Annotated in this window: 20 protein-coding genes; all 20 read left to right on the top strand. The window is 42.9% G+C overall.

Going from position 1 to position 21050, the window contains the following annotated elements; all coding sequences use genetic code 11:
- Positions 1 to 11: 11 nt before the first annotated feature.
- The 20 genes from EYS05_RS06260 (at position 12) to EYS05_RS06175 (ending at position 21031) form a co-directional block, all read left to right on the top strand.
- Positions 12 to 452 (top strand): NfeD family protein, encoded by a 441-nt coding sequence (locus tag EYS05_RS06260; RefSeq protein ID WP_118515154.1) that lies wholly within the window; start codon positions 12 to 14, stop codon positions 450 to 452.
- Positions 453 to 455: 3 nt separating this feature from the next.
- Positions 456 to 1397 carry an SPFH domain-containing protein gene (locus EYS05_RS06255; protein WP_118515152.1) on the top strand — a complete coding sequence of 314 codons (942 nt, stop codon included), beginning with the start codon at positions 456 to 458 and terminating at the stop codon, positions 1395 to 1397.
- Positions 1398 to 1423: 26 nt separating this feature from the next.
- Positions 1424 to 2422, top strand: coding sequence for an ornithine carbamoyltransferase (gene argF / locus EYS05_RS06250; protein ID WP_138276814.1), 999 nt, complete (start codon positions 1424 to 1426; stop codon positions 2420 to 2422).
- Positions 2422 to 3228 carry a biotin--[acetyl-CoA-carboxylase] ligase gene (locus tag EYS05_RS06245; protein WP_138276813.1) on the top strand — a complete coding sequence of 269 codons (807 nt, stop codon included), beginning with the start codon at positions 2422 to 2424 and terminating at the stop codon, positions 3226 to 3228. Before argF ends, EYS05_RS06245 begins: the two co-directional genes overlap by 1 nt.
- Positions 3229 to 3359: 131 nt before the next feature.
- Positions 3360 to 3728: a DUF6145 family protein gene (locus EYS05_RS06240; RefSeq protein WP_118515146.1), complete on the top strand. Its 369-nt coding sequence runs from the start codon at positions 3360 to 3362 to the stop codon at positions 3726 to 3728.
- Positions 3729 to 3737: 9 nt separating this feature from the next.
- Entirely contained in the window at positions 3738 to 4706 is a 969-nt protein-coding gene (gene dusB / locus EYS05_RS06235; RefSeq protein ID WP_138277693.1) for a tRNA dihydrouridine synthase DusB, read from the top strand.
- Positions 4707 to 4820: 114 nt separating this feature from the next.
- Positions 4821 to 5771: a glycosyltransferase family 2 protein gene (locus EYS05_RS06230; protein ID WP_138276812.1), complete on the top strand. Its 951-nt coding sequence runs from the start codon at positions 4821 to 4823 to the stop codon at positions 5769 to 5771.
- Between the two features lie 268 nt (positions 5772 to 6039).
- The gene (gene greA / locus EYS05_RS06225) at positions 6040 to 6525 is read left to right on the top strand and encodes a transcription elongation factor GreA (RefSeq protein WP_015526720.1); all 486 of its coding nucleotides are present in this window, start codon (positions 6040 to 6042) and stop codon (positions 6523 to 6525) included.
- A gap of 64 nt (positions 6526 to 6589) precedes the next feature.
- Entirely contained in the window at positions 6590 to 8611 is a 2022-nt protein-coding gene (gene lysS / locus EYS05_RS06220; protein WP_118626599.1) for a lysine--tRNA ligase, read from the top strand.
- A 230-nt stretch (positions 8612 to 8841) separates the two neighbouring features.
- Positions 8842 to 9309 carry a DUF6075 family protein gene (locus EYS05_RS06215; protein ID WP_005421540.1) on the top strand — a complete coding sequence of 156 codons (468 nt, stop codon included), beginning with the start codon at positions 8842 to 8844 and terminating at the stop codon, positions 9307 to 9309.
- A complete protein-coding gene (locus EYS05_RS17455) occupies positions 9296 to 9460 on the top strand; it encodes a hypothetical protein (RefSeq protein ID WP_002594292.1) in 165 nt (54 codons plus the stop codon). The genes EYS05_RS06215 and EYS05_RS17455 overlap by 14 nt, the downstream gene beginning before the upstream one ends.
- A gap of 17 nt (positions 9461 to 9477) precedes the next feature.
- Complete coding sequence (locus EYS05_RS06210; protein WP_005421541.1) at positions 9478 to 10254, top strand: ParA family protein; 777 nt, start codon at positions 9478 to 9480, stop codon at positions 10252 to 10254.
- Entirely contained in the window at positions 10247 to 11152 is a 906-nt protein-coding gene (locus tag EYS05_RS06205; protein WP_138276811.1) for a ParB/RepB/Spo0J family partition protein, read from the top strand. The genes EYS05_RS06210 and EYS05_RS06205 overlap by 8 nt, the downstream gene beginning before the upstream one ends.
- The gene (locus tag EYS05_RS06200) at positions 11133 to 12308 is read left to right on the top strand and encodes a DUF6017 domain-containing protein (RefSeq protein WP_005421627.1); all 1176 of its coding nucleotides are present in this window, start codon (positions 11133 to 11135) and stop codon (positions 12306 to 12308) included. Before EYS05_RS06205 ends, EYS05_RS06200 begins: the two co-directional genes overlap by 20 nt.
- A 6-nt stretch (positions 12309 to 12314) precedes the next feature.
- Complete coding sequence (locus tag EYS05_RS06195; RefSeq protein ID WP_005421628.1) at positions 12315 to 12653, top strand: DUF6050 family protein; 339 nt, start codon at positions 12315 to 12317, stop codon at positions 12651 to 12653.
- 110 nt (positions 12654 to 12763) lie between these two features.
- Positions 12764 to 13120, top strand: a complete 357-nt coding sequence (locus tag EYS05_RS06190; RefSeq protein ID WP_082246469.1) for a helix-turn-helix domain-containing protein — start codon at positions 12764 to 12766, stop codon at positions 13118 to 13120.
- Positions 13121 to 13234: 114 nt separating this feature from the next.
- Entirely contained in the window at positions 13235 to 13384 is a 150-nt protein-coding gene (locus EYS05_RS17450; protein WP_005421631.1) for a hypothetical protein, read from the top strand.
- 169 nt (positions 13385 to 13553) lie between these two features.
- The gene (locus tag EYS05_RS06185) at positions 13554 to 14204 is read left to right on the top strand and encodes a sigma factor-like helix-turn-helix DNA-binding protein (RefSeq protein ID WP_005421632.1); all 651 of its coding nucleotides are present in this window, start codon (positions 13554 to 13556) and stop codon (positions 14202 to 14204) included.
- Positions 14194 to 14616: an RNA polymerase sigma factor gene (locus EYS05_RS06180; RefSeq protein ID WP_005421633.1), complete on the top strand. Its 423-nt coding sequence runs from the start codon at positions 14194 to 14196 to the stop codon at positions 14614 to 14616. The genes EYS05_RS06185 and EYS05_RS06180 overlap by 11 nt, the downstream gene beginning before the upstream one ends.
- A gap of 505 nt (positions 14617 to 15121) precedes the next feature.
- Entirely contained in the window at positions 15122 to 21031 is a 5910-nt protein-coding gene (locus EYS05_RS06175; protein ID WP_138277692.1) for a SpaA isopeptide-forming pilin-related protein, read from the top strand.
- Positions 21032 to 21050 lie beyond the last annotated feature (19 nt).

Raw genomic sequence — 21050 nt, 5'->3', positions numbered from 1 at the left:
GGAGGGGTTTTATGACACCTTTGGCCTGGCTTGGAATACTGGCAATTTTACTGGTAATTGAAGCAATCACGGTAGGACTTACCACTGTCTGGTTTGCAGGCGGTGCTTTTGTGGCGTGCATTGCCTCGTGGCTTGGAGGGGGAATTGTTGTACAGCTCCTTTTATTTTTCGGAGTTTCCGTGGTGCTTCTTATCTTTACCAGACCTCTGGCGGTCCGCTACATGAACAAGGGCGTGGAAAAGACCAATGCAGAGAGTCTTCTGGGAAAAAGAGCCGTAGTGATACAGACGGTCAACAACCTGGCCCAGACCGGGCAGGTGAGGATCAATGACATCGAGTGGACTGCACGGACCGCAGATGACGGGGAAGAAATTCCAACAGGTGCAGTGGTTGAGATCGAAGAGATCCGCGGAGTGAAGCTGATCGTAAAAGAACTTAGCAAGGAGGGCTAAATTATGGGTGGAGTTGTTGTTTTGCTTGTAGTCATCGTTCTTGTGCTGTGGGTACTTGCATCCTGCATACGCATTGTACCACAGGCCTATGCAGTGGTACTGGAACGTCTTGGTGCTTACAAGGCTACCTGGAGTACAGGAATCCATTTCAAGGTTCCGTTCATTGAGCGTGTTGCAAGAAGAGTAAACCTGAAAGAACAGGTTGTGGATTTTCCACCGCAGCCGGTAATTACCAAAGATAATGTAACCATGCAGATCGATACGGTTGTATTTTTCCAGATCACAGATCCGAAGCTTTACGCATATGGCGTTGAGAATCCGATCATGGCTATTGAGAATCTTTCTGCTACAACACTTCGTAACATCATCGGTGATATGGAGCTGGATGAGACACTGACATCCCGAGAGGTTATCAATACCAAGATGCGTGCGTCCCTTGATGTGGCTACAGATCCATGGGGAATCAAGGTTAACCGTGTGGAGCTTAAGAACATCATTCCTCCGGCAGCCATCCAGGATGCTATGGAGAAACAGATGAAGGCCGAGCGTGAGAGACGAGAAGCTATTCTGAAAGCAGAAGGAGAGAAACGTTCCACAATCCTTGTTGCAGAGGGTAAAAAACAGTCCGCTATCCTGGATGCTGAGGCTGAGAAGCAGGCGGCGATCCTTCATGCGGAGGCTCAGAAGGAGCGTATGATCAAAGAGGCTGAAGGACAGGCACAGGCAGTTCTTAAGGTACAGCAGGCAACTGCAGAAGGACTTCGTATGATCAAGGAAGCAGGAGCAGATGAATCTGTTCTTACTCTGAAGAGCCTGGAGGCTCTTACAAAGGTTGCTGACGGCAAGGCAACGAAGATCATCATTCCGTCCGAGATACAGGGCATCGCAGGGCTGGCAACATCCCTGAAGGAAATCATGACAGATAAAACGGCAGAGCAGAAATAGATCCGCAGCCGTGAGGAGGACATATTATGAATCTTAAAGGAAGAAATTTCCTGACATTGAAAGACTTTACACCGGAAGAGATTACTTACATGATCGACCTTGCAGCAGATCTGAAGGCCAAGAAAAAAGCAGGAGAGCTTCATGAGTACTACAGAGGCAAGAATATTGCTCTGATCTTTGAAAAAACAAGCACAAGAACACGCTGTTCCTTCGAAGTGGCAGCTCATGATCTGGGAATGGGTTCTACCTATCTGGATCCCACAGGCTCCCAGATCGGAAAGAAGGAGAGCATTGCAGATACTGCAAGAGTTCTCGGAAGAATGTATGAGGGAATCGAGTACCGTGGCTTCGGTCAGGATATTGTTAAGGAGCTTGCGAAGCATGCAGGTGTACCGGTATGGAATGGTCTGACAAACGAGTATCATCCGACACAGATGCTTGCAGATATGCTGACAGTACGTGAGCATTTCGGCAGACTGAAAGGTCTGAAGCTTGTATACATGGGTGATGCCCGTTACAACATGGGTAACTCCCTGATGGTTGTATGCTCCAAGCTTGGTCTTGATTTCGTAGCCTGCACCAATAAGAAATATTTCCCGAATGATGAGCTTGTAGCACAGTGTCAGCAGTGGGCAGAAGAGGCAGGTTCCACCATCACTCTCACAGAGGATGTGGAGGCAGGAACAAAAGATGCGGATATCATCTACACAGATGTATGGGTATCCATGGGCGAGCCTGACGAAGTATGGACAGAGCGTATCCACGACCTGACACCATACAAGGTTACCAGACATGTAATGGAGAACGCCGGTGAAAAGGCGATCTTCCTTCACTGTCTGCCGGCATTCCATGATCTTAAGACAAAGATCGGAAAAGAGATGGGCGAGCGTTTCAACCTTACAGATATGGAGGTTACAGACGAGGTATTCGAGTCTCCGCAGTCCAAGGTATTCGACGAAGCTGAGAACCGTATGCACACCATTAAGGCTGTGATCGTTGCAACATTAGGAGAGCCGGAGAAATAATGTCAGATTTATTTAATGAAGAAATAATTTCACAGGCAACACATACAAAATGGGCGGGCAAAACCGTCCATTTTGCAAGAGAAACAGATTCCACCAACCTCTGGGGAAAACGTGCCTGGAGGGAAGAAGGCGCAGGACACGGAGAGCTGTTTGTGGCAGAATATCAGTCCGCAGGACGCGGACGTTTTACAAGACGATGGAGTGCGCCGCCGGACAGTGCCATTACTATGAGTATCCTTATCTGCCCGGAATTTTCCCCGCAGAAGGCGCCGATGCTGACACTTGTTATGGGACTTTCAGTTGCACAGGCAGTAGCAGAGATCGGACTTGATGTAGGGATCAAATGGCCTAACGATGTTGTTGTTTCCCGCAAAAAGATCTGCGGTATCTTAACCGAAATGACCATGAAGCAGGATAAGATCGGCTGTGCAGTTATCGGAGTGGGAATTAACGTAAATATGAAAAGCTTTCCGGAAGAAATGGCAAACAAGGCCACCTCTCTGTATCTGGAAAGCGGACATCCTTTTGACAGGGCACAGGTAGTCGGGCTTGTGATGGAGCATTTTGAGGAAAATTATGAGAGATTTGTACAGACAGAGGATCTCAGCGGCCTGAAGCCGGATTATGAGAAAATGCTGGCGAATCTGAACCAGCCGGTACGTGTACTGGATCAGAATGATCCATATGAGGGGACCGCAAGAGGGATCAATGCCGGCGGAGAGCTTCTGGTAGAGCGTGCAGACGGTACAGTCGAGGAAGTAAATTCCGGAGAGGTTTCTGTACGTGGTTTATACAGCTATGTGTAAAACATGCAGCACAGACCGGATAAAATTTCCGGCAGCGGTTTTCCGGTGATGCTTTATTGCAGTAGTGGAAGAAACAAGAATCTCCCTGCTTTAGCTGTGGGGAGTGTCAAGTTATAAATAAAGGAGATTTTATGTATCAGGATAACATTGTGCTCTGCGGAGCAAGCTCTTATGAGCAGAAATATTATTTTAACCAGGATTTTGCGTCTCTTCCTGAGACGGTAAAGCAGGAGCTGCAGATCATGTGTGTGCTTTTCACAGAGGATGTAGGAGGAATCCTGACACTGGAATTTGATGAGGATGGAAGTCTGCAGTTTAAGACTGAGGCCCTGGAGGCAGATGCCCGTTTTGACGAGATCGGAAGTGCACTGAAGATCAAGGAGCTCCAGCGTGACAAAAGAGAGCTTCTGGAATCTCTGGAAATGTATTACAAGGTATTTTTCCTGGGAGATATCCCGGATGAGGAACTGCAGAAAAAAGCAGATGCCGTTGAGGACTGATCCATGAAGATGCAGTGGAAGATCGGAAATGTGGAGATACCGAACCCCTTTGTGCTTGCACCGATGGCAGGTGTTACGGATCTGGCATTTCGAAGACTTTGCAAGGAGCAGGGGGCAGGCCTGATCTGTATGGAGATGGTCAGTGCCAAGGCGATCTCTTTTCATAATAAGAATACTGAGGCACTGATGGAGATCGATCCCGGTGAGCATCCGGTGTCCATGCAGCTTTTCGGCAGTGAGCCGGATCTTATGGCAGAGGTGGCAAAAAGCATCGAGGAGCGTCCTTTTGACATTCTCGATATCAATATGGGATGTCCGGTTCCCAAGGTGGTAAATAACGGCGAGGGCTCCGCACTTCTGAAAAATCCGAAGCTGATCGAAGAGATCGTACGGAGCGTTTCCGGGGCGGTTTCCAAGCCGGTAACGGTAAAAGTACGCATCGGATTTGATGAAAACACACCGGTGGATGTGGTGGAGATCGCAAAACGGGCGGAGGATGCAGGCGCAGCAGCTATTGCTGTGCATGGAAGGACCAGACAGCAGTATTATTCCGGTCAGGCGGACTGGGATGCTATCCGCAGGGTGAAGGAAGCGGTGACTATTCCGGTGATAGGAAACGGAGATATCGTTTCTCCGGAAACTGCAGAAGCCATGTTTAAAGAAACTGACTGTGACGCTGTGATGATCGGTCGTGCAGTACGTGGGAACCCTTGGATCTTCCGGGAACTGAACCACTATTTCCGCACCGGGGAAAAGCTTCCCAGGCCAACCGCAGAGGAAGTATGCGAGATGATCCTGCGCCATGCCGAAGATCAGATCGCGATCAAGGGTGAGTATACCGGAATCCGTGAAATGCGGAAGCATGTAGCATGGTATACAGCCGGTATGCGCCACAGTGCGGGAATCCGGAGAGAATCTAATAATATTTCAAGTTATGAAGAGCTGAAAAAGCTTACAGACATGGTACTGGGGCGATAAAAGAGAAAAGTATGTCGGAGAAAACGAAACGTTCTATTGACAAGGAACGGGGCGCGTGCTACAGTCAATTAGCGGGAATCCGCAGAAAGTTTTTTGTTTTACAGGAGAAAAATAATGACAGATAAAATAGCAGTTTTAATTCCTTGCTACAACGAAAGCAAGACGGTAGCAAAGGTTATCCGCGATATGAAAAAAGCACTTCCGGAAGCTGTGATCTATGTATATGATAATAACTCTACAGATGGAACAGACGAGATCGCCAGAAAAGAAGGAGCAGTTGTCCGCTATGAGTATCAGCAGGGAAAAGGAAACGTGATCCGCAGTATGTTTCGGGATATCGATGCGCAGTGTTATCTTATGGTAGATGGTGACGATACTTATCCGGCAGAGTTTGCAGCTGAAATGTGCAGCAAGGTTCTGGAGAAAGACACAGACATGGTAGTTGGTGATCGCCTTTCTTCTACATATTTTACAGAGAACAAGAGACCTTTCCACAACTTTGGAAACAGCATCGTAAGAGGTTCCATTAACCGTCTTTTCAAAAGCAACATCAAGGATATCATGACAGGTTACCGTGCCATGAGTTACCGCTTTGTAAAAACATTCCCGGTACTTTCCAGGAATTTTGAGATCGAGACAGAGATGACGATCCACGCCATCGATAAGAACATGCAGGTTGAGAATGTAGTCATTGAATATCGTGACAGACCGGAGGGAAGTGAGTCCAAGCTGAATACTTATGCAGATGGATTTAAGGTTCTGAAGACTATTGTGAAAATGTTCAAGAATTACAAGCCGCTGGAGTTCTTCTCCCTTATCGCAGCAGTGCTGTTTGTGGTGGGAATGGCATTCTTTATTCCGGTGCTGGTACATTTTCTGGAGGTTGGGACAGTGGAAAAGATCCCGACACTGATCGTCAGCGGGTTTGTGATCCTGACAGCTATCATCTGCTGGTTTTCCGGGATCATCCTTTCTACACTGGTCAATCAGCATAAGCAGGATTTTGAGTATCAGACACAGATGGTGACTAATCGTTATAAAGACCTTTTTCCGGAGAAGAAATAAGGAATCAGACCGGGCAGGATAATACAGAAAAGCCGTGTTGAAATCTGGGATTTCGCGCGGCTTTTTTACATACTTCAGGGATCCTTTTTCGACGTGGAATGCTTGACAATACTGGGGCTTTTCGGTATAATACAGGAATTGTGAATATCCTGAGATTTTTACGCCCTTTTTTAGAAAAAAGAGCTCTTGGGAATGGTAGCAACAGAAATATCCGAAGCTGTATTTTTTTCAGAAAAAACAGCGCGGTTTTGAAAGGAAGTAAGGCAAAATGGAAGAAGCAAAGAAGAACTTACTCACATATGCAGGACTTAGAAAACTGGAAGACGAGCTGCACGATCTGAAAGTTGTTAAGAGAAAAGAAGTAGCAGGAAAGATCAAAGAGGCCAGAGAGCAGGGAGACCTTTCCGAGAACGCTGAGTACGATGCAGCAAAGGATGAGCAGAGAGATATCGAGGCACGTATCGAGGAGATTGAGAAGATCCTCAAGAACGCAGAGGTTGTAGTAGAGGACGAAGTCGATCTTGACAGAATCAGCGTAGGCTGCAAGGTTAAGGTTCATGATTATGAGTTTGAGGAAGACATGGAGCTGAAGATCGTGGGTTCCACAGAGGCTAACAGCCTTGAGGGAAAGATCTCCAATGAGTCTCCGGTAGGTAAAGCGCTGATCGGTGCACACACCAACGATATCGTTGAGGTTGAGATGCCGTCCGGAATCATGAAATACAAGGTTCTTGAGATTCAGAGAAACGTATAAAGCAGACAACGGAGCGGATCGCAGAGATCCGCTTGAACGACAGATAGATTAAGGAGGCCAACAAGTGGCAGAGCAGAAGAAGCAGGATGTAAACCAGCTGCTGAAGGTACGTCGTGACAAACTGGCAGACCTTCAGGCAAATGGCAGGGACCCGTTTCAGATCACAAAATTTGATCAGACACATCATTCCCTTGAGGTAAAGAATCTCTATGAAGCACATGAGGCAGAGCTTCTCAAAGATCGCAAGGAGCTTGATGTAACAGGTCTTGATGAAGAGCAGGCAAAAGAGGCTCAGAAGAAGGATTATGAAGAAAGAAGAAGCATCATGGACGCAAGCCCGATCCACGTATCGATCGCAGGACGTATGATGTTCAAGCGTGTAATGGGAAAAGCTTCTTTCTGTAATATCCAGGATTTACAGGGCAACATTCAGGTTTATGTGGCAAGAGATGCCATTGGAACCGATTCCTATGCAGATTTCAAGAAATCTGATATCGGTGATATTTTTGGTCTGGAGGGATTTGCTTTCAGAACAAGAACAGGTGAGATCTCCATTCATGCAGAGAAGATGACTCTTCTTTCCAAGAGCTTACAGATCCTTCCTGAGAAATTCCACGGACTGACAGATACAGATACCCGTTATCGTCAGAGATATGTGGATCTTATCATGAACCAGGACAGCAAGAATGTATTCATCAAACGTTCCCAGATCCTTAAAGAGATCCGTAACTTCCTTGCAGGACGTGACTTCATGGAAGTAGAGACACCAATGCTGGTTTCCAACGCAGGCGGTGCAGCTGCAAGACCATTTGAGACACATTACAACGCACTGAACGAAGACGTTAAGCTTCGTATTTCCCTGGAGCTTTATCTTAAGAGACTGATCGTGGGCGGACTTGAGAGAGTTTACGAGATCGGCCGTGTATTCCGTAACGAGGGTGTTGATACCCGTCACAATCCGGAATTCACTCTGATGGAGCTTTATCAGGCATATACTGATTATGAGGGAATGATGGAGCTGACAGAGTCCATGTTCCGTTACCTTGCAGAGAAGGTCTGCGGTTCCACAAAGATTTCCTACAATGGTATCGAGATTGATCTTGGAAAGCCTTTCGCACGTCTGACCATGAACGATGCCATCAAGAAATATGCAGGAATCGACTTTGACGAAGTAGCAGATGATGAGGCAGCCAAGAAGCTTGCTGACGAGCATCATATCGAGTATGAGGATCGTCATAAGAAGGGTGATATCATCAATCTCTTCTTCGAGGAGTACTGTGAGAAAGAGCTGATCCAGCCGACATTTATCATGGATCATCCGATCGAGATCTCTCCGCTGACCAAGAAGAAACCTTCCGATCCGAACAAGGTAGAGCGTTTCGAGCTCTTTATCAATACATGGGAAATGTGTAACGCATATTCCGAGCTCAACGACCCGATCGATCAGAGAGAACGTTTCAAGGCACAGGATGCCCTTGCAGACGCAGGTGATGAGGAAGCCAACCACACAGATGAAGACTTCCTGAATGCACTGGAGATCGGTATGCCGCCAACAGGTGGTATCGGATACGGAATCGACCGTCTCGTTATGCTCCTGACAGACAGCCAGGCAATCAGAGACGTACTTCTGTTCCCGACAATGAAGTCACAGGGTGCTGCTAAGAACGAAGCAAACAATGCAGCACAGGAAACAAAGCCAGTTGAGAAGATTGATTTTTCCAAAGTAAAAGTTGAGCCATTATTCGAAGAAATGGTTGATTTTGATACTTTCAGCAAGTCAGATTTCAGAGCTGTAAAGGTAAAAGCATGTGAAGCAGTTAAGAAATCCAAGAAGCTGTTACAGTTCACTCTGGACGATGGAACAGGCACAGATCGTACCATTTTAAGCGGTATTCACGCTTATTATGAGCCAGAAGAATTGGTTGGAAAAACACTGATCGCTATCACAAACCTGCCACCAAGAGCTATGATGGGAATTGATTCTTGTGGAATGTTACTTAGTGCAATCCATGAGGAAGAGGGCGAAGAAAAACTTCATCTTCTGATGGTTGATGACCATATTCCAGCAGGTGCGAAGTTATACTAAAAATCAAAAAATGTGTTTGTAAAAGTTGCATACTACAACAAAAGTACAACAAATTTTTGTTGTATAATACGTGATAACACTTGATATTACGTTGTTGTGCTTATGAATTGAGCTTTATAAATGTATCGCAAGGACATTTTCCTAAGAGAAATTTTAGGGAAGTGTCCTTTTTTTGTTGTAGTCGAAATCCAAATTAAAGTAAAAAATAACAGTTTAAAGGAGAAGAAGCAATGACAAACACAGCGTTAAGAGCAGGGAATAGCAATTCTCGCACAATTACTTTCAAAAGCAAGGAACACGAAAAATTTTATATGGAATATCTGAAAAAATGCAGATATCAGGATGTCTACCATCAGGCTCTGGTTTATTGCCTGGGTATTGACAGAGATACGAGAAATAATGTGGATAAAATCTATAATTTTAAAACTGGATGTGTAAAAACGGAATGCCTGCAGGAAGGATGGCAGACCAGTGGAAGTTTACGGATCGTCCGCATGGCATTTAATCTTTACTGCAATGGGACACCAAGTGTCGGAGATTATGAAGCAGAGGAAGATCAGTTAAAAGAGTGCCAGTATTATACCGCAGAAGATCTGTTTTGCTGCGGATATGCCCGGTATTTTTGGGAAGCCATTAAAATCCGTTATCCAGAGTATTGTTTTTACAAAGACTGGGAGGATATGTATGCTGAAAATTAGATTACAGGGTACTTTAAAGGATATTCAATGGTTCCGTCGTATTTTGGAAAAGCATAAAGAATTGGATGTTCTGGAAGTATCGGATGCTTATGCAAATAAAGGAACAAGCAAATATTTTCGTGTTTATGTTGAAGTAGAAGAAAAAGAGTAAATCGGAGGAAAGTATATATGTGTAAGGTAATTGCTATTGCAAATCAGAAAGGCGGAGTAGCCAAAACAACGACAACAATCAATCTGGGAGCTGGACTGGTGAAGTCAGGGAAAAGAGTAGTCCTGGTAGATGCTGATCCACAGGGGCATTTGACAATGGGATTGGGATTTCCCAAAAATCTCAAGGTAACATTAAAGAGTATGATAGAAAATATTATCATGGGACTGGAATTTGATCCGAAAGAAGCAATTCTGCACCATGAAGAGGGTGTTGACCTGATTCCGTCCAATAAATTGCTTGCCGGAATGGATATGTCTTTATTTACAGTAGAGGACAGAGAAAAGGTATTGAAAGAGTATCTGGAACTGCTGAAGGATGAGTATGATTATATTCTGATTGACTGTATGCCATCACTGGGAATGCTGACGATCAATGCTTTAAGTGCAGCGGACAGTGTTCTGATTCCGGTGCAGCCACAATATTATGCGGCAGATGGACTCATGGAATTATTGAAGATGGTAAAGGGAATCCATCAGAGATTCAATCCGGATTTACAGATAGAAGGCATTTTATTCACAATGGATAATTGCCGTTACAATAATGCGAAGAGAAACAAACAGGCGATTAAAACTACATATGGAAATGACATTAAGATTTTTGAGCAGACGATTCCGAGAACAGAAAGCCTTGCAGAAACAGCATCGGAGGGTGTAAGTATCTTTGCTTATGATGGAAAAAGCAAAGGGGCAGACAGTTATCTGGAACTGGTTCAGGAGGTGTTGAAACATGCGTAGACCGAAAAAAGATATTCAGCTCACCTCTTATGATGAATTACTGGGATTAGAGGAAACACCGGAAAAGAGTATGAACCAGGTTGTGGAAATAGATCTGGCAAAGCTCTATCCCTTTAAAAATCATCCGTTTCATGTAAATGATGATGAAAAAATGGCGGAAACCGTAGAGAGTATTAAAACTTATGGTGTTTTGACTCCTGCACTGGTAAGACCTCGATCCGAGGGTGGATACGAGATGATTTCCGGTCACAGAAGAAAAAGAGGCTGTGAACTGTGCGGAAAGACGACCATGCCGGTTCTTGTCCGAAATTATACGGATGATGAAGCAGTCATTATTATGGTTGATTCCAATATTCAGCGTGAAAATCTACTGCCAAGTGAAAAAGCTCATGCCTATAAGATGAAATATGATGCAATGAAGCATCAGGGAAGTAAAGGCGAAAAATATACAGCAGATATGGTAGGGGAAGCTGCCGGGGACAGTGGGAGAACTGTACAGAGATATATCCGTCTGGCAGCATTATCCGATGCTCTGTTGGAATATGTAGATAATAATAAGATTCCTATGATTGTGGGAGAAAAGCTGTCTTATCTGAAACCAGAGGAACAGGAGTGGCTTCTGGAAGTGATTGCCAATAGCAGTATCTTTCCGACAAAGCAACAGGCAGAACAGTTAAAAGAATGCAGTGCAAATGGAAAATTAAACCAGAGTTATATCTATGCTGTTTTATTAAAAAAGGAAAGCAGTAAGATCAATGTGACGATCCCGGCAAAGAAAATCGGCAATTATTTTCCGGAGACATATTCTAAAGAACAGATAGAAGAAGTCATTTTCATGCTTTTGGATAAATGGAAAGAAAACAAAAAAGGAGTAGCAGATGCAGAAGATACAGTTTGATTATTTTACAGGGATGGAAGCGGAACAATACAGCTTCTATCGTGTCCCTAAAGTGCTGTTTACAGAATCCTGCTTTAAAACTCTTTCTTGTGAAGCAAAGGTATTATACGGTCTGATGCTGGACCGTATGAGCCTGAGCATTAAAAACAGATGGCTGGATTCAGAGGACAGAGTATACATTATCTTCACTGTGGAAGAAATTGCAGAGCTGATGAACTGCGGAACTCAAAAGGCAGTGAAACTGGTAAAAGAGCTGGACAGCAGCAATGGGATTGGATTGATAGAGAAGAAACGTCTGGGACTGGGAAAACCGAATGTTATTTATGTGAAAAATTTTATGATCAGAGAGGTTCCAGATCAAAAGCCGACAGGTAATTGTGCAGATCTGCAATCTGAGCAGGAAGATCATAAAAAAATTGCAGATTTGCAATCGAAACAGGAAAGACATAAGGAATGTGCAAATTTGCAACAAGAAGCAGAAAACAAGGGGAAAACAGGCATTTCTCTGAATTATGAAAATCATCATTCAGGAGTAGTGAAAACCACAATTCAGGATTGGGCAGAATCACAATTCCAGAATAGTGAAAATCACAATTCAAGAATGGTGGAAATCACAAATCCAGAATTTCCAGAATCACAATTCCAAAATAGTGAAAATCATCATTCCGGAATAGTGGAAATCACAAATCCAGAATACCCGAAATCACAATCTAATAATACTGATATTAACAAGACTGATATTAGTGAAACTGAGATAAATCAATCTTATCCAATCACATCAAATAATTTCCCAAAGAAAAAAGATGTGATGGAGGAGATGAGAGCATATCGTGAAGTGATTCACGAAAACATAGATTATCAATATCATGCCAAGGAAGATGTAGATGAACTGGTAGAACTGATAATTGAAGTTATGATGATGCCGGAGGATAGTATGATTCGCATTGCAGGAGTAGAAAAACCAGTTGCTTTGGTGAAAAGCAGGTTTATGAAACTGAACTATTCACATATCGAATATGTGTTGTTCTGCCTGAACCGAAATACAACTAAGGTTGGAAATATTAAAGCCTATCTTCTGACTGCCCTGTATAATGCCCCGGCAACGATAAACAGTTATTATCAGGCAGAAGTTAATCACGATATGTATGGAGGATAAAGGAACATGAAGAAGATGATTAAAAAAGTGATAGCCCCAGTGCTGGTGATTACGGTATTGTTTGCAGTATTAAGACCGTTTTGTATTCAGGATGGAGAGTGCAATTATTTCTTGCTGTTACTTCTGATGGGGATACCGTTTGGAATAGGAAAAATGTGTGTCTGGATGGTTCCAAGAGGTTTTGACCTCGGAGGAACGCTGGCAGTATGGACAATGAATCTTCTGATTGGAGGATTAATAGGAAGCATCGTTCTTCTGGCAATGATTGGACAGGCGATCATTTATCTCTGCGTTTTTCTGATTACACTTCTTACAGGAATACATAAAATACCGAGAATAAAATGAAATAGATTTTTTGAAAAGCAGCTAAGACAAAAATTAGCTGCTTTTTTTCGGGAAACTTTGCGACACGATGGCGTAAAGTTGGAACAAATTGCAGGAAAGGAGACACCGTATTGAGCAATCGTGCAATTTCCACAGAACTTATTGAATTGGGAGAACGGATCAGAAAACGCAGACAGGAAATGAAGTTGTCACAGGAATCTTTTGCGGAAAAAGCAGGTATCAGTGTCAATACGGTCAGCAGAATTGAAGGCGGGCAAACTGCAATGTCTGTTGAGATTTTCAGAAAGATGATTGAGATATTGGAAATAGATGCCAATATCCTGCTGGGGAAAGAGGCAGGTGATACAGAAAAGCAGGAATCATTTCAGGAAGTGCTTTACCGTATTCAGAAGATGGAATGGAAAGAGCAGAAAATTATCATGCAGACCATAGATTCTCTGATAGACAGTTTTAATGAATACAGGTGAAATTTCACCATATATGGGGTGTAAAATAAAAAAACTCCCCATATATGCTAAGGATAATAGAATCCTGTGTTGTTAAAATGGAAAACAGAGAGATAAAGAAGGGAGATAGGATGGATGACCAGAGAAGAAAATTTGCTTTATAGGAGGCAGTGTCCTTATGATGCAATGGGAGACTATTCTGTTTTGATGGAAAATGAAAAGAACATAAAAGCAGAAAGAAATACCAAGAAGTCTGATCCTGGCATCAGACGGAAAATAAAGTAGAGAATATTGTAACTATTAGAAAGGGCAGTAAGGAAGTTTCAGGCTCTCGTTAAAAAAAACGGGTGTACCGGAAGCTGTTTTTTACTGCCCTTTTTGTCAGTTGATCAGTAAGAATCCTATCCTTTCTGCCGATGGGCACCTGTTGCCAGCAGGCAGAAAGGTGGTAATTATGCTTACATTGCAGGAATTGAAACAAGTTGTAAGTAACAGGGAAGAAAGAAGAAAGGTTCCGTCCGCTAAATATTTAAGAGAAAACGATGTAGCAGTTGCGAAGCAAAGGTTGATGGATTGTGCGGAAATTATCGCATATCAGACCGGATATGTTCTCTATTGTGTGGGGGACTATGCAACGGTTTTTCCGTTATTTACCTGTCGAGATTATGTGTATGAAGCAGAAAGAAAAATAGCAGTTGTTGAGGAGAATTTTTTTGATGATCAACCCTGGTATGTAAGGCTGATATTAGAAGGCGAAGACCGGCTGTGGAGAAACAGGGAAACACGAGAACATAATAATTGCATTTCGTATAGCTGTATTTCCGAAGAATGGTGCGAATTGGCAGATAAAGGACAATGTCTGCTTGAAAGAATCATTGCAGAGGAAACAGTCAGGGAGTTGATGAATCTGTTGACAGAGCGACAGAGACAGATGATCCAGCGTATTTATTTTCAGCAGCAGACACAAAAAGAAGTCTCGCATGAACTGGGTATTACAGTTCCGGCAGTATCAAAGTGCATTTCACAGGCAATGCAGAAAATGCGGAATAATTCGGATGACTCTGCCAGAGTATTGAAAAAAGGAGACTGGAAGTATGCCTGGTAAAAAGCCAAAAGAAAGACAACGCTATATGCTGCGTGTAAATGATACGCTTGTGGAAGTTACCAGGGCAGTATATCTGGCTTGGTATCAGGCTGGAAGAAAAGAGCGATACCAGGTTGAAAAAATGCAGAGGCATGGAGTATGTAGTATGGAGGAATTACAGGAAAAAGGCTATGACTGTTCTTTTTCGGTATTATCACCGGAAGAAATCATTATCAGATTGTCAGAAATACAGGAACTGGAAGAAGCTCTGGGATATTTGACTAAAGAGGATGCGGAACTGATAACGCTATTGTTTTTTGAAGAATTTACAGTAAAAGAAACAGCACAGTATTTTGGGTGCTGCCCAAAGACGATCAGAAACCGGAGGAAGAAAGTATTGGAGAAATTAAAAGAACAACTGGAAAACACATAAAACAATGTTGAAATAAAAATATCTAAAAAATTTTTTAAACAGGTTAATTTTTGCCCTTTCACACATGCAGTTAGTGAAGGGGCAAATGTCTATTTGCAATTCAAGAAGATAAATCCCCTTAAAAATTGCACCTTGACAATTTCATACCAGCAGCGAGAGGATACCCGGAATTTTTCAGCTACGCATTTTTGCGGCGGGAATCCGGTGAAAACGTGAAGGGATACAGATGGGAGGCACCCTTTGCAGGAACGATTACGAATTACCTCTTGCGGCTTAATGCTTGATCCTGAACTTTACCTGAGTGTCATTCCTGTTTTACAGGATGACAGCAGATACCATGTGGCGGTGTTTCAGTAAAAGGCACTGCCATATGAATGTGCTGTTATCAGAGGTATTTCTGTATCAGCAATAAGATGTGGGAGGTGGTTCCAATGATTGAATAATGCAGGTGTGAGCCTGCATGAAAATAGAACAGATAATAGAAGAAAGAGAGGATTCAGTCAAAATGAAAATGAGATTCAAAAGATTCTTGTCCGGATTTATGGCAGTCGCAACACTGGCTTCTGTCATTATTCAGCCAGTAGCAGTTTCGGCTTCTGAATTAGAACCAGAAGAAATACCATTTGAACAGCAGTATGCAGAATTAAAAGATGTTCAGGATTCCCTTGATCCGGATGAGATCGTAAAGGCAAATGATATTGAACTTTCTTATGGGCAGGAATTTGATGTAGAAGTTGATCTGTCTGGAATCGAAGGTGTAGATGAAAGTAAGATTAAGGTTTTATTCCATGAAGCAAAGAATGAAACGGGTACAGATTTTGACACACATACACCAGATACTTACAAGGCTGTCTATGCAGTAAAACCAGTCAGCGGTCATCCTGCTTATAGAATCAGCAGAAACATTACAGTGAAAGAACCGGAAACAGAAGTACAGTCAGAGCGTGCTTCAGAAAGTACGGTAAATGTTGAAGATGATACTGGAGATACAGAGCAGAGCGAGGAAGATTCGGAATCGCACTGGGAAACACAAAATTCTGAAAGCACAGCAGATTTGGAATCTGAATTAACCGTTTCAGAAGCACTGGAGCAGGCAGAGAGTAATGGAATTGATCTGTATGCAATGAATGAAGGCGAAACAGTAACCTTTATGGCTGCGGCAGGCAATGCCAGAAGTTCACAGCAGGTTTCTGTGACCAGAGGGGCAGAATACCGATATGCAGATTATGGATATGGAACATATCTGACTTATCAGTATACTGTAAAATTCGGCAATATATCTGCCACAGCATACTGTGTGCAGCCATCCAAACCAGGGCCTGGAAGTGGAACTTATACGATCAACAAGGTTGGCGATGGAAAAGCACTTGCGAAAGTATGCTATTACGGTACAAAGGCTTCCGGTGATGATGGATTTTTTATAGAGGAAAACGGATACGGCAATTTAAGTGCAGGAGCCAGATTTATTCTGGTACATCTGGCAGCATCTTATGCAAATGGAAGTGGAGATGCTTTTTCAGGTGCAAATAGTACAGCACAGAATCTGGCAATGAAACTCTATAATTACTGTATTTCACAGCCGGAAATTCCAGATGTGGCAATGTCCTTTTCGGATGCAGATGTAAAAGCCTATGTGGATGGCAACAGTCAGAGAACAAAGGATATTACATTTAATGCGGATGCGTTACAGACCATTACCATGAAACTTCCGGCAGGTGTACAGCTTCATAACCTGACAACAGGTAAAACAAGTAAAGCCGGAGAAAGTGTGGAAATTTGTGGTGGTACAAAGTTTTATCTGTCCGCACCATTAACACAGGTGAGTGATGTGGCAGGAAGCTGGTCTGCAACCATGAAAGGAAGCATTACCAAAGATTATTCAGCTTATAAGATTTCAACAGGTTCCGGAAACCAGGATCTGGCTCTAGTATTTGGCGAAGGCGTTGACGATGAGAAATATGTAGATTTTAAAGTATCCTGGGTACAGCAGGCAAGTGTTAAGGTGATCAAGAAAGATGCCAAGTCAGACGCAAAGCTGTCTGGTGCTGTGTTTGGATTATACAGTGATGCAGAATGTACCAAACTGATCACACAGTTACCTGCGACGGATGAAAACGGTGAAGCGTCCGTACAGATCACCAAGACACAGGATACCGTATATCTGAAAGAGATTACAGCTCCAAGCGGATACCGTATCAATGCGACAGCTTATAACGTGAAACTGGAAGTCAGCAAGACCACAACTGTTACTGTTCCAGATGAAGAACAGATGGGACAGCTTACCGTTTATAAAGAAGGTGAGGTTCTGGTTGGTGCAGATGTGACAGAAAATGGCACAACATTTAAGTATGAGAAACGCAGACAGAGTGGTGCTGTTTATGATGTGTATGCTGGAGAAGATATTAAAACTGCCTATGGTACAAAGATTTACAGCAAGGGTGATCTGGTAAAAGAGAATCTGACAACAGATACAAACGGAGCTACCGTTCTTAAAAATCTGTATCTTGGTACATATATCGTAAAAGAGAAACAGGCTCCGACAGGATTCTATAATGCCGGAGAGGAAAAGACAGTAACATTATCCTATGCAGGGCAGAATGTGGACATTGTTTTCACTGAGACAACCTTTACTAATGACAGACAAAAAGTAGAAGTAATGGTAACAAAACAGGATGAAGATACAGAAAATCCGCTGGATGGCGGAATTTTTGGACTTTATGCTGCAAGTGATATTACCAATGTGGATGGAACCATCATTGTAAAGAAAGGGACACTGATCGAGAAAGCGACAACAGGAACAGACGGAACAGCGAAGTTTACAGCAGACCTGCCGCTTGGATTTTCTTATGATGTGAAAGAAGTGCAGGCCCCGGAAGGGTATGTGAGAAAAACAGATGATGTTTATACGTTTGCTTTCTCTTATACGAATGATAAAGAAGCAAAACAGACATTTAAGCATACATTCAAAAATGAACGTGTAACAGCTAAGATTTCTCTGCAGAAACAGGACAAAGAAACAAAAAAGGCAGTTCCACAGGGCGATGCAACTCTGGAAAAAGCAGTTTATGGATTGTATGCTCGTGAAGATATTGTGCATCCGGATGGTGCTACTGGTGTGATCTATAAAGCAGGAGAGCAGGTTGCCACTCTTACGACAGATAAGAATGGACAGGCTTCTGTGGATGGCTTATATCTTGGTAATTACTATGTGAAAGAGATTACTCCGCCAACTGGTTATCTGGCGGATGAAGAAGAACATGATCTGGTCTGCAATTATGAGGGAGATCTTGTAGCAGAGGTAAATCGTGAGTGTCTGTCTCTGGAGCAGGTAATGAAACAGCCATTCCAGATTATCAAAGCAGCAAATAATGGAAAGACTGACGCAGATTTATTGAAAGGGGCAGGATTTACTGCTTATCTGGCATCATCCCTGAAAGTAAAAGAGGATGGAAGCTATGATTTTGATTCTGCAAAACCGGTAGTGATCGGAGAAAATGGTGCAACAGAAATCTTTACAGATGAAAAAGGTTATGCCTGCAGTATTGCGATTCCTTATGGAACTTATATTGTGCGTGAAACCACAACGCCTCATAATTACACTCCGGTAGATGATTTTACAGTGCGTATCACTGAGAACAACCCGAACCAGCCACAGACATGGAGAGTGCTTCTGGATGACGAGTTTGAAGCGAAACTGAAAATTATCAAACAGGATGATGAGACGAAAAAGGCAGTACTTCAGAAGAATACAGAGTTCAAGATTTTCAATATGGACACTGAAAAATATGTGGAGCAGGTAACAACTTATCCGACTACGGTAAAACATAAATCCTATTTTACAGATGAGCAGGGATATTTGATTCTTCCGCAGAATCTTAAAATCGGACATTACCGCATTGAGGAAGTAAATGCACCTTATGGATATACTTTGAATGAAAATTACTATGAGGTAACAGTTGATTCCAATACTGCATATCAGATGGATGGAACTTCCGGGGATGTGATTATTGAAGCAGTTTATGAGAACCATCCAGTTAAGGGAGAACTGACTATCGCGAAAAAAGGCGAAGTTCTGGACGGATTCAAGGATGATTTTACATATCAGACAGAAAATCTGGAAGGGGCAGAGTTTGAGATTTACGCTGCCGAGGACATCTATACTGCAGATTTCCAGAAAGATGATAATGGAAATCGTATTCTGGAATATGCGGCAGGAACACTGGTAAAAACGGTCACAACGGATAAAGATGGTAAAGCGGTTCTGAAAAATCTTCCGCTTGGAAGTTATAAGATTGTCGAACAGACAGCACCGGATGGCTTTGTTTTAAACAGTGAAGCACAGATCATTACTTTCTCTTACAAAGATCAGGAAACACCAGTCATTGAGCAGACAGCTATCTTTGAAAATGACCGTCAGAAAGTAGAAATTTCTGTGGTAAAACAGGATGCTGATACAAAAGCAGCCGTTGCAGGAGCAGAGTTTGGGCTTTATGCGAAGAATGACATGGAAGCTCATGGAACTGTGATTGTGAAAGCTGACACACTCCTTGGAAAAGCTGTTTCCGGAGAAGATGGAAAGGCTGTATTTACACAGGATCTGACATTCGGTGAGTATTATATCAAAGAACTTGCAGCACCAAACGGTTATGTATCTTCTGATGAAATTCTGGAAGTAAAAGCAGAATATCAGGGACAGGATGTTAAGGTAGTACAGTTATCTTCTGTATTTAAGAACCAGCCTACAAAGGTTGTGGTTTCCAAGTCTGATTTAACTACTGGCGTGGAATTGTCGGGTGCGACACTTACTGTTCTGGACAAAGATGGAAATGTAGTTGATACATGGAAATCTGTAAAAGGAGAGCAGCATCTGATTGAACGACTTACCGTAGGGGAAACCTATACTCTCAGAGAAGAAATGGCTCCTTATGGATACCTCAAGGCAGAAGAGATCACCTTTATGATTGAGGATACTGGGGAAATCCAGAAAGTGGAAATGAAAGATGATGTGCCGACAGGAACGATTATCATCAATAAACAGGGAGAATTTCTGGATAAAGTAACTGCACTGGATTCTGTTGGAGGATGGATCAGCCATTTATTCCAGTATGTAACAGGCAGCCTGAAAGATGTTACTTTTGAAGTATTTGCTTTGGAGGACGTGAAATCTGCTGACGGAGAAAGTGAAGATTATTATAAAAAAGATGAGCTGGTGGCAACCATTACAACAGATGATACCGGTATTGCAAAAATATCCGGACTTCCGCTTGGTAAATACTATGTAAAAGAAAAAGCTACAGTAGAAGGCTTTGTTCTGGATGATGAAGCAAGAGAGATTGATCTGACATACCGGGATCAGGATACTGCAGAGGTTACTTACTCTGCTGACTGGCAGAATAACCGCCAGAAAGCGGAAGTGGAAGTTGTGAAAAAAGAGAAAGATTCTGATCGTGTACTGGAAGGTGCGGTATTTGCCCTCTGTGCCAAGGACGATATTACAGGAGCAGACGGAAAAGTAATTCTGAAAGCAGATACTGTGATCGAGGAACTGGCAACAGACAAAGAAGGAAAGCTGACTTTTACGGCAGATTTACCAATTGGTTTTGCGTATTATATCAAAGAAACATCTCCGGCACCTGGATTTGCAACGACAGATGAAACACAGGAGTTCACGTTTGAGTATGGAGGTGCAGAAAAGGAAAAAGTATCTTATGCTTTTACCTTTGAGGACGAGCCGACTGTAATCGAGATCACCAAGACTTCCCTGACAGACGGAAAAGAACTGGAAGGAGCTAAGTTACAGGTAACTGACGAAAGCGGTAAAGTTGTAGATTCCTGGACTTCCGGTAAAGAAGCTCATATCATCAAAGAACTGGTAGTCGGACAGAAATATACTCTGACAGAAACAAAACCGACAGATGGCTATGTGACAGCAGAAAGCATCACGTTTACCGTTGAAGATACTGCAAAGGCACAGAAAATCGAAATGAAAGATGATGTGACCAAGGTAGAAATTTCCAAAACAGATATTTCCGGTAAGGAACTGCCAGGAGCAAAACTGACAATTCTTGATAAAGATGGTAAGACAGTAGAGAGCTGGACTTCTGAGGAAAAACCACATTACATAGAAATGCTTCCGATTGGGGAGTATACACTTCGGGAAGAGTCAGCTCCTGATGGATATCTGGTAGCGGAAGATGTGAAGTTCACAGTGGAGGATACTGGGGAGATCCAGAAAGTAGTGATGAAAGATGAGGTAAAACCGGAAGAAACACCAACACCGGAAACACCGTCTACACAGGTAACAGATACACCGAAAACCGGAGATGATACACACATGCTGATTTGGATTCTGCTTGCGATTGCAGGCATGGCAGGCAGTGTATCAGCAGTCTGGATTACAAAAAAAAGAAAATAAAAGTTAATGTAGGGGCATT

The organism is Blautia sp. SC05B48 (assembly GCF_005848555.1).
Taxonomy (GTDB): domain Bacteria; phylum Bacillota; class Clostridia; order Lachnospirales; family Lachnospiraceae; genus Blautia_A.
This window is presented reverse-complemented; position numbering and strand designations above follow the sequence as displayed.

What these genes read in the sequence shown, in the direction of transcription:
- EYS05_RS06215 (WP_005421540.1), top strand. Translation starts at nt 8,842, where the DNA reads ATGACAAACACAGCGTTAAGAGCAGGGAATAGCAATTCTCGCACAATT.
- EYS05_RS06260 (WP_118515154.1), top strand. Translation starts at nt 12, where the DNA reads ATGACACCTTTGGCCTGGCTTGGAATACTGGCAATTTTACTGGTAATT.
- EYS05_RS06255 (WP_118515152.1), top strand. Translation starts at nt 456, where the DNA reads ATGGGTGGAGTTGTTGTTTTGCTTGTAGTCATCGTTCTTGTGCTGTGG.
- EYS05_RS06240 (WP_118515146.1), top strand. Translation starts at nt 3,360, where the DNA reads ATGTATCAGGATAACATTGTGCTCTGCGGAGCAAGCTCTTATGAGCAG.
- EYS05_RS06230 (WP_138276812.1), top strand. Translation starts at nt 4,821, where the DNA reads ATGACAGATAAAATAGCAGTTTTAATTCCTTGCTACAACGAAAGCAAG.
- EYS05_RS06245 (WP_138276813.1), top strand. Translation starts at nt 2,422, where the DNA reads ATGTCAGATTTATTTAATGAAGAAATAATTTCACAGGCAACACATACA.
- dusB (WP_138277693.1), top strand. Translation starts at nt 3,738, where the DNA reads ATGCAGTGGAAGATCGGAAATGTGGAGATACCGAACCCCTTTGTGCTT.
- EYS05_RS17450 (WP_005421631.1), top strand. Translation starts at nt 13,235, where the DNA reads ATGACCAGAGAAGAAAATTTGCTTTATAGGAGGCAGTGTCCTTATGAT.
- EYS05_RS06195 (WP_005421628.1), top strand. Translation starts at nt 12,315, where the DNA reads ATGAAGAAGATGATTAAAAAAGTGATAGCCCCAGTGCTGGTGATTACG.
- EYS05_RS17455 (WP_002594292.1), top strand. Translation starts at nt 9,296, where the DNA reads ATGCTGAAAATTAGATTACAGGGTACTTTAAAGGATATTCAATGGTTC.
- argF (WP_138276814.1), top strand. Translation starts at nt 1,424, where the DNA reads ATGAATCTTAAAGGAAGAAATTTCCTGACATTGAAAGACTTTACACCG.
- EYS05_RS06200 (WP_005421627.1), top strand. Translation starts at nt 11,133, where the DNA reads ATGCAGAAGATACAGTTTGATTATTTTACAGGGATGGAAGCGGAACAA.
- greA (WP_015526720.1), top strand. Translation starts at nt 6,040, where the DNA reads ATGGAAGAAGCAAAGAAGAACTTACTCACATATGCAGGACTTAGAAAA.
- EYS05_RS06210 (WP_005421541.1), top strand. Translation starts at nt 9,478, where the DNA reads ATGTGTAAGGTAATTGCTATTGCAAATCAGAAAGGCGGAGTAGCCAAA.
- EYS05_RS06205 (WP_138276811.1), top strand. Translation starts at nt 10,247, where the DNA reads ATGCGTAGACCGAAAAAAGATATTCAGCTCACCTCTTATGATGAATTA.
- EYS05_RS06175 (WP_138277692.1), top strand. Translation starts at nt 15,122, where the DNA reads ATGAAAATGAGATTCAAAAGATTCTTGTCCGGATTTATGGCAGTCGCA.
- EYS05_RS06185 (WP_005421632.1), top strand. Translation starts at nt 13,554, where the DNA reads ATGCTTACATTGCAGGAATTGAAACAAGTTGTAAGTAACAGGGAAGAA.
- EYS05_RS06180 (WP_005421633.1), top strand. Translation starts at nt 14,194, where the DNA reads ATGCCTGGTAAAAAGCCAAAAGAAAGACAACGCTATATGCTGCGTGTA.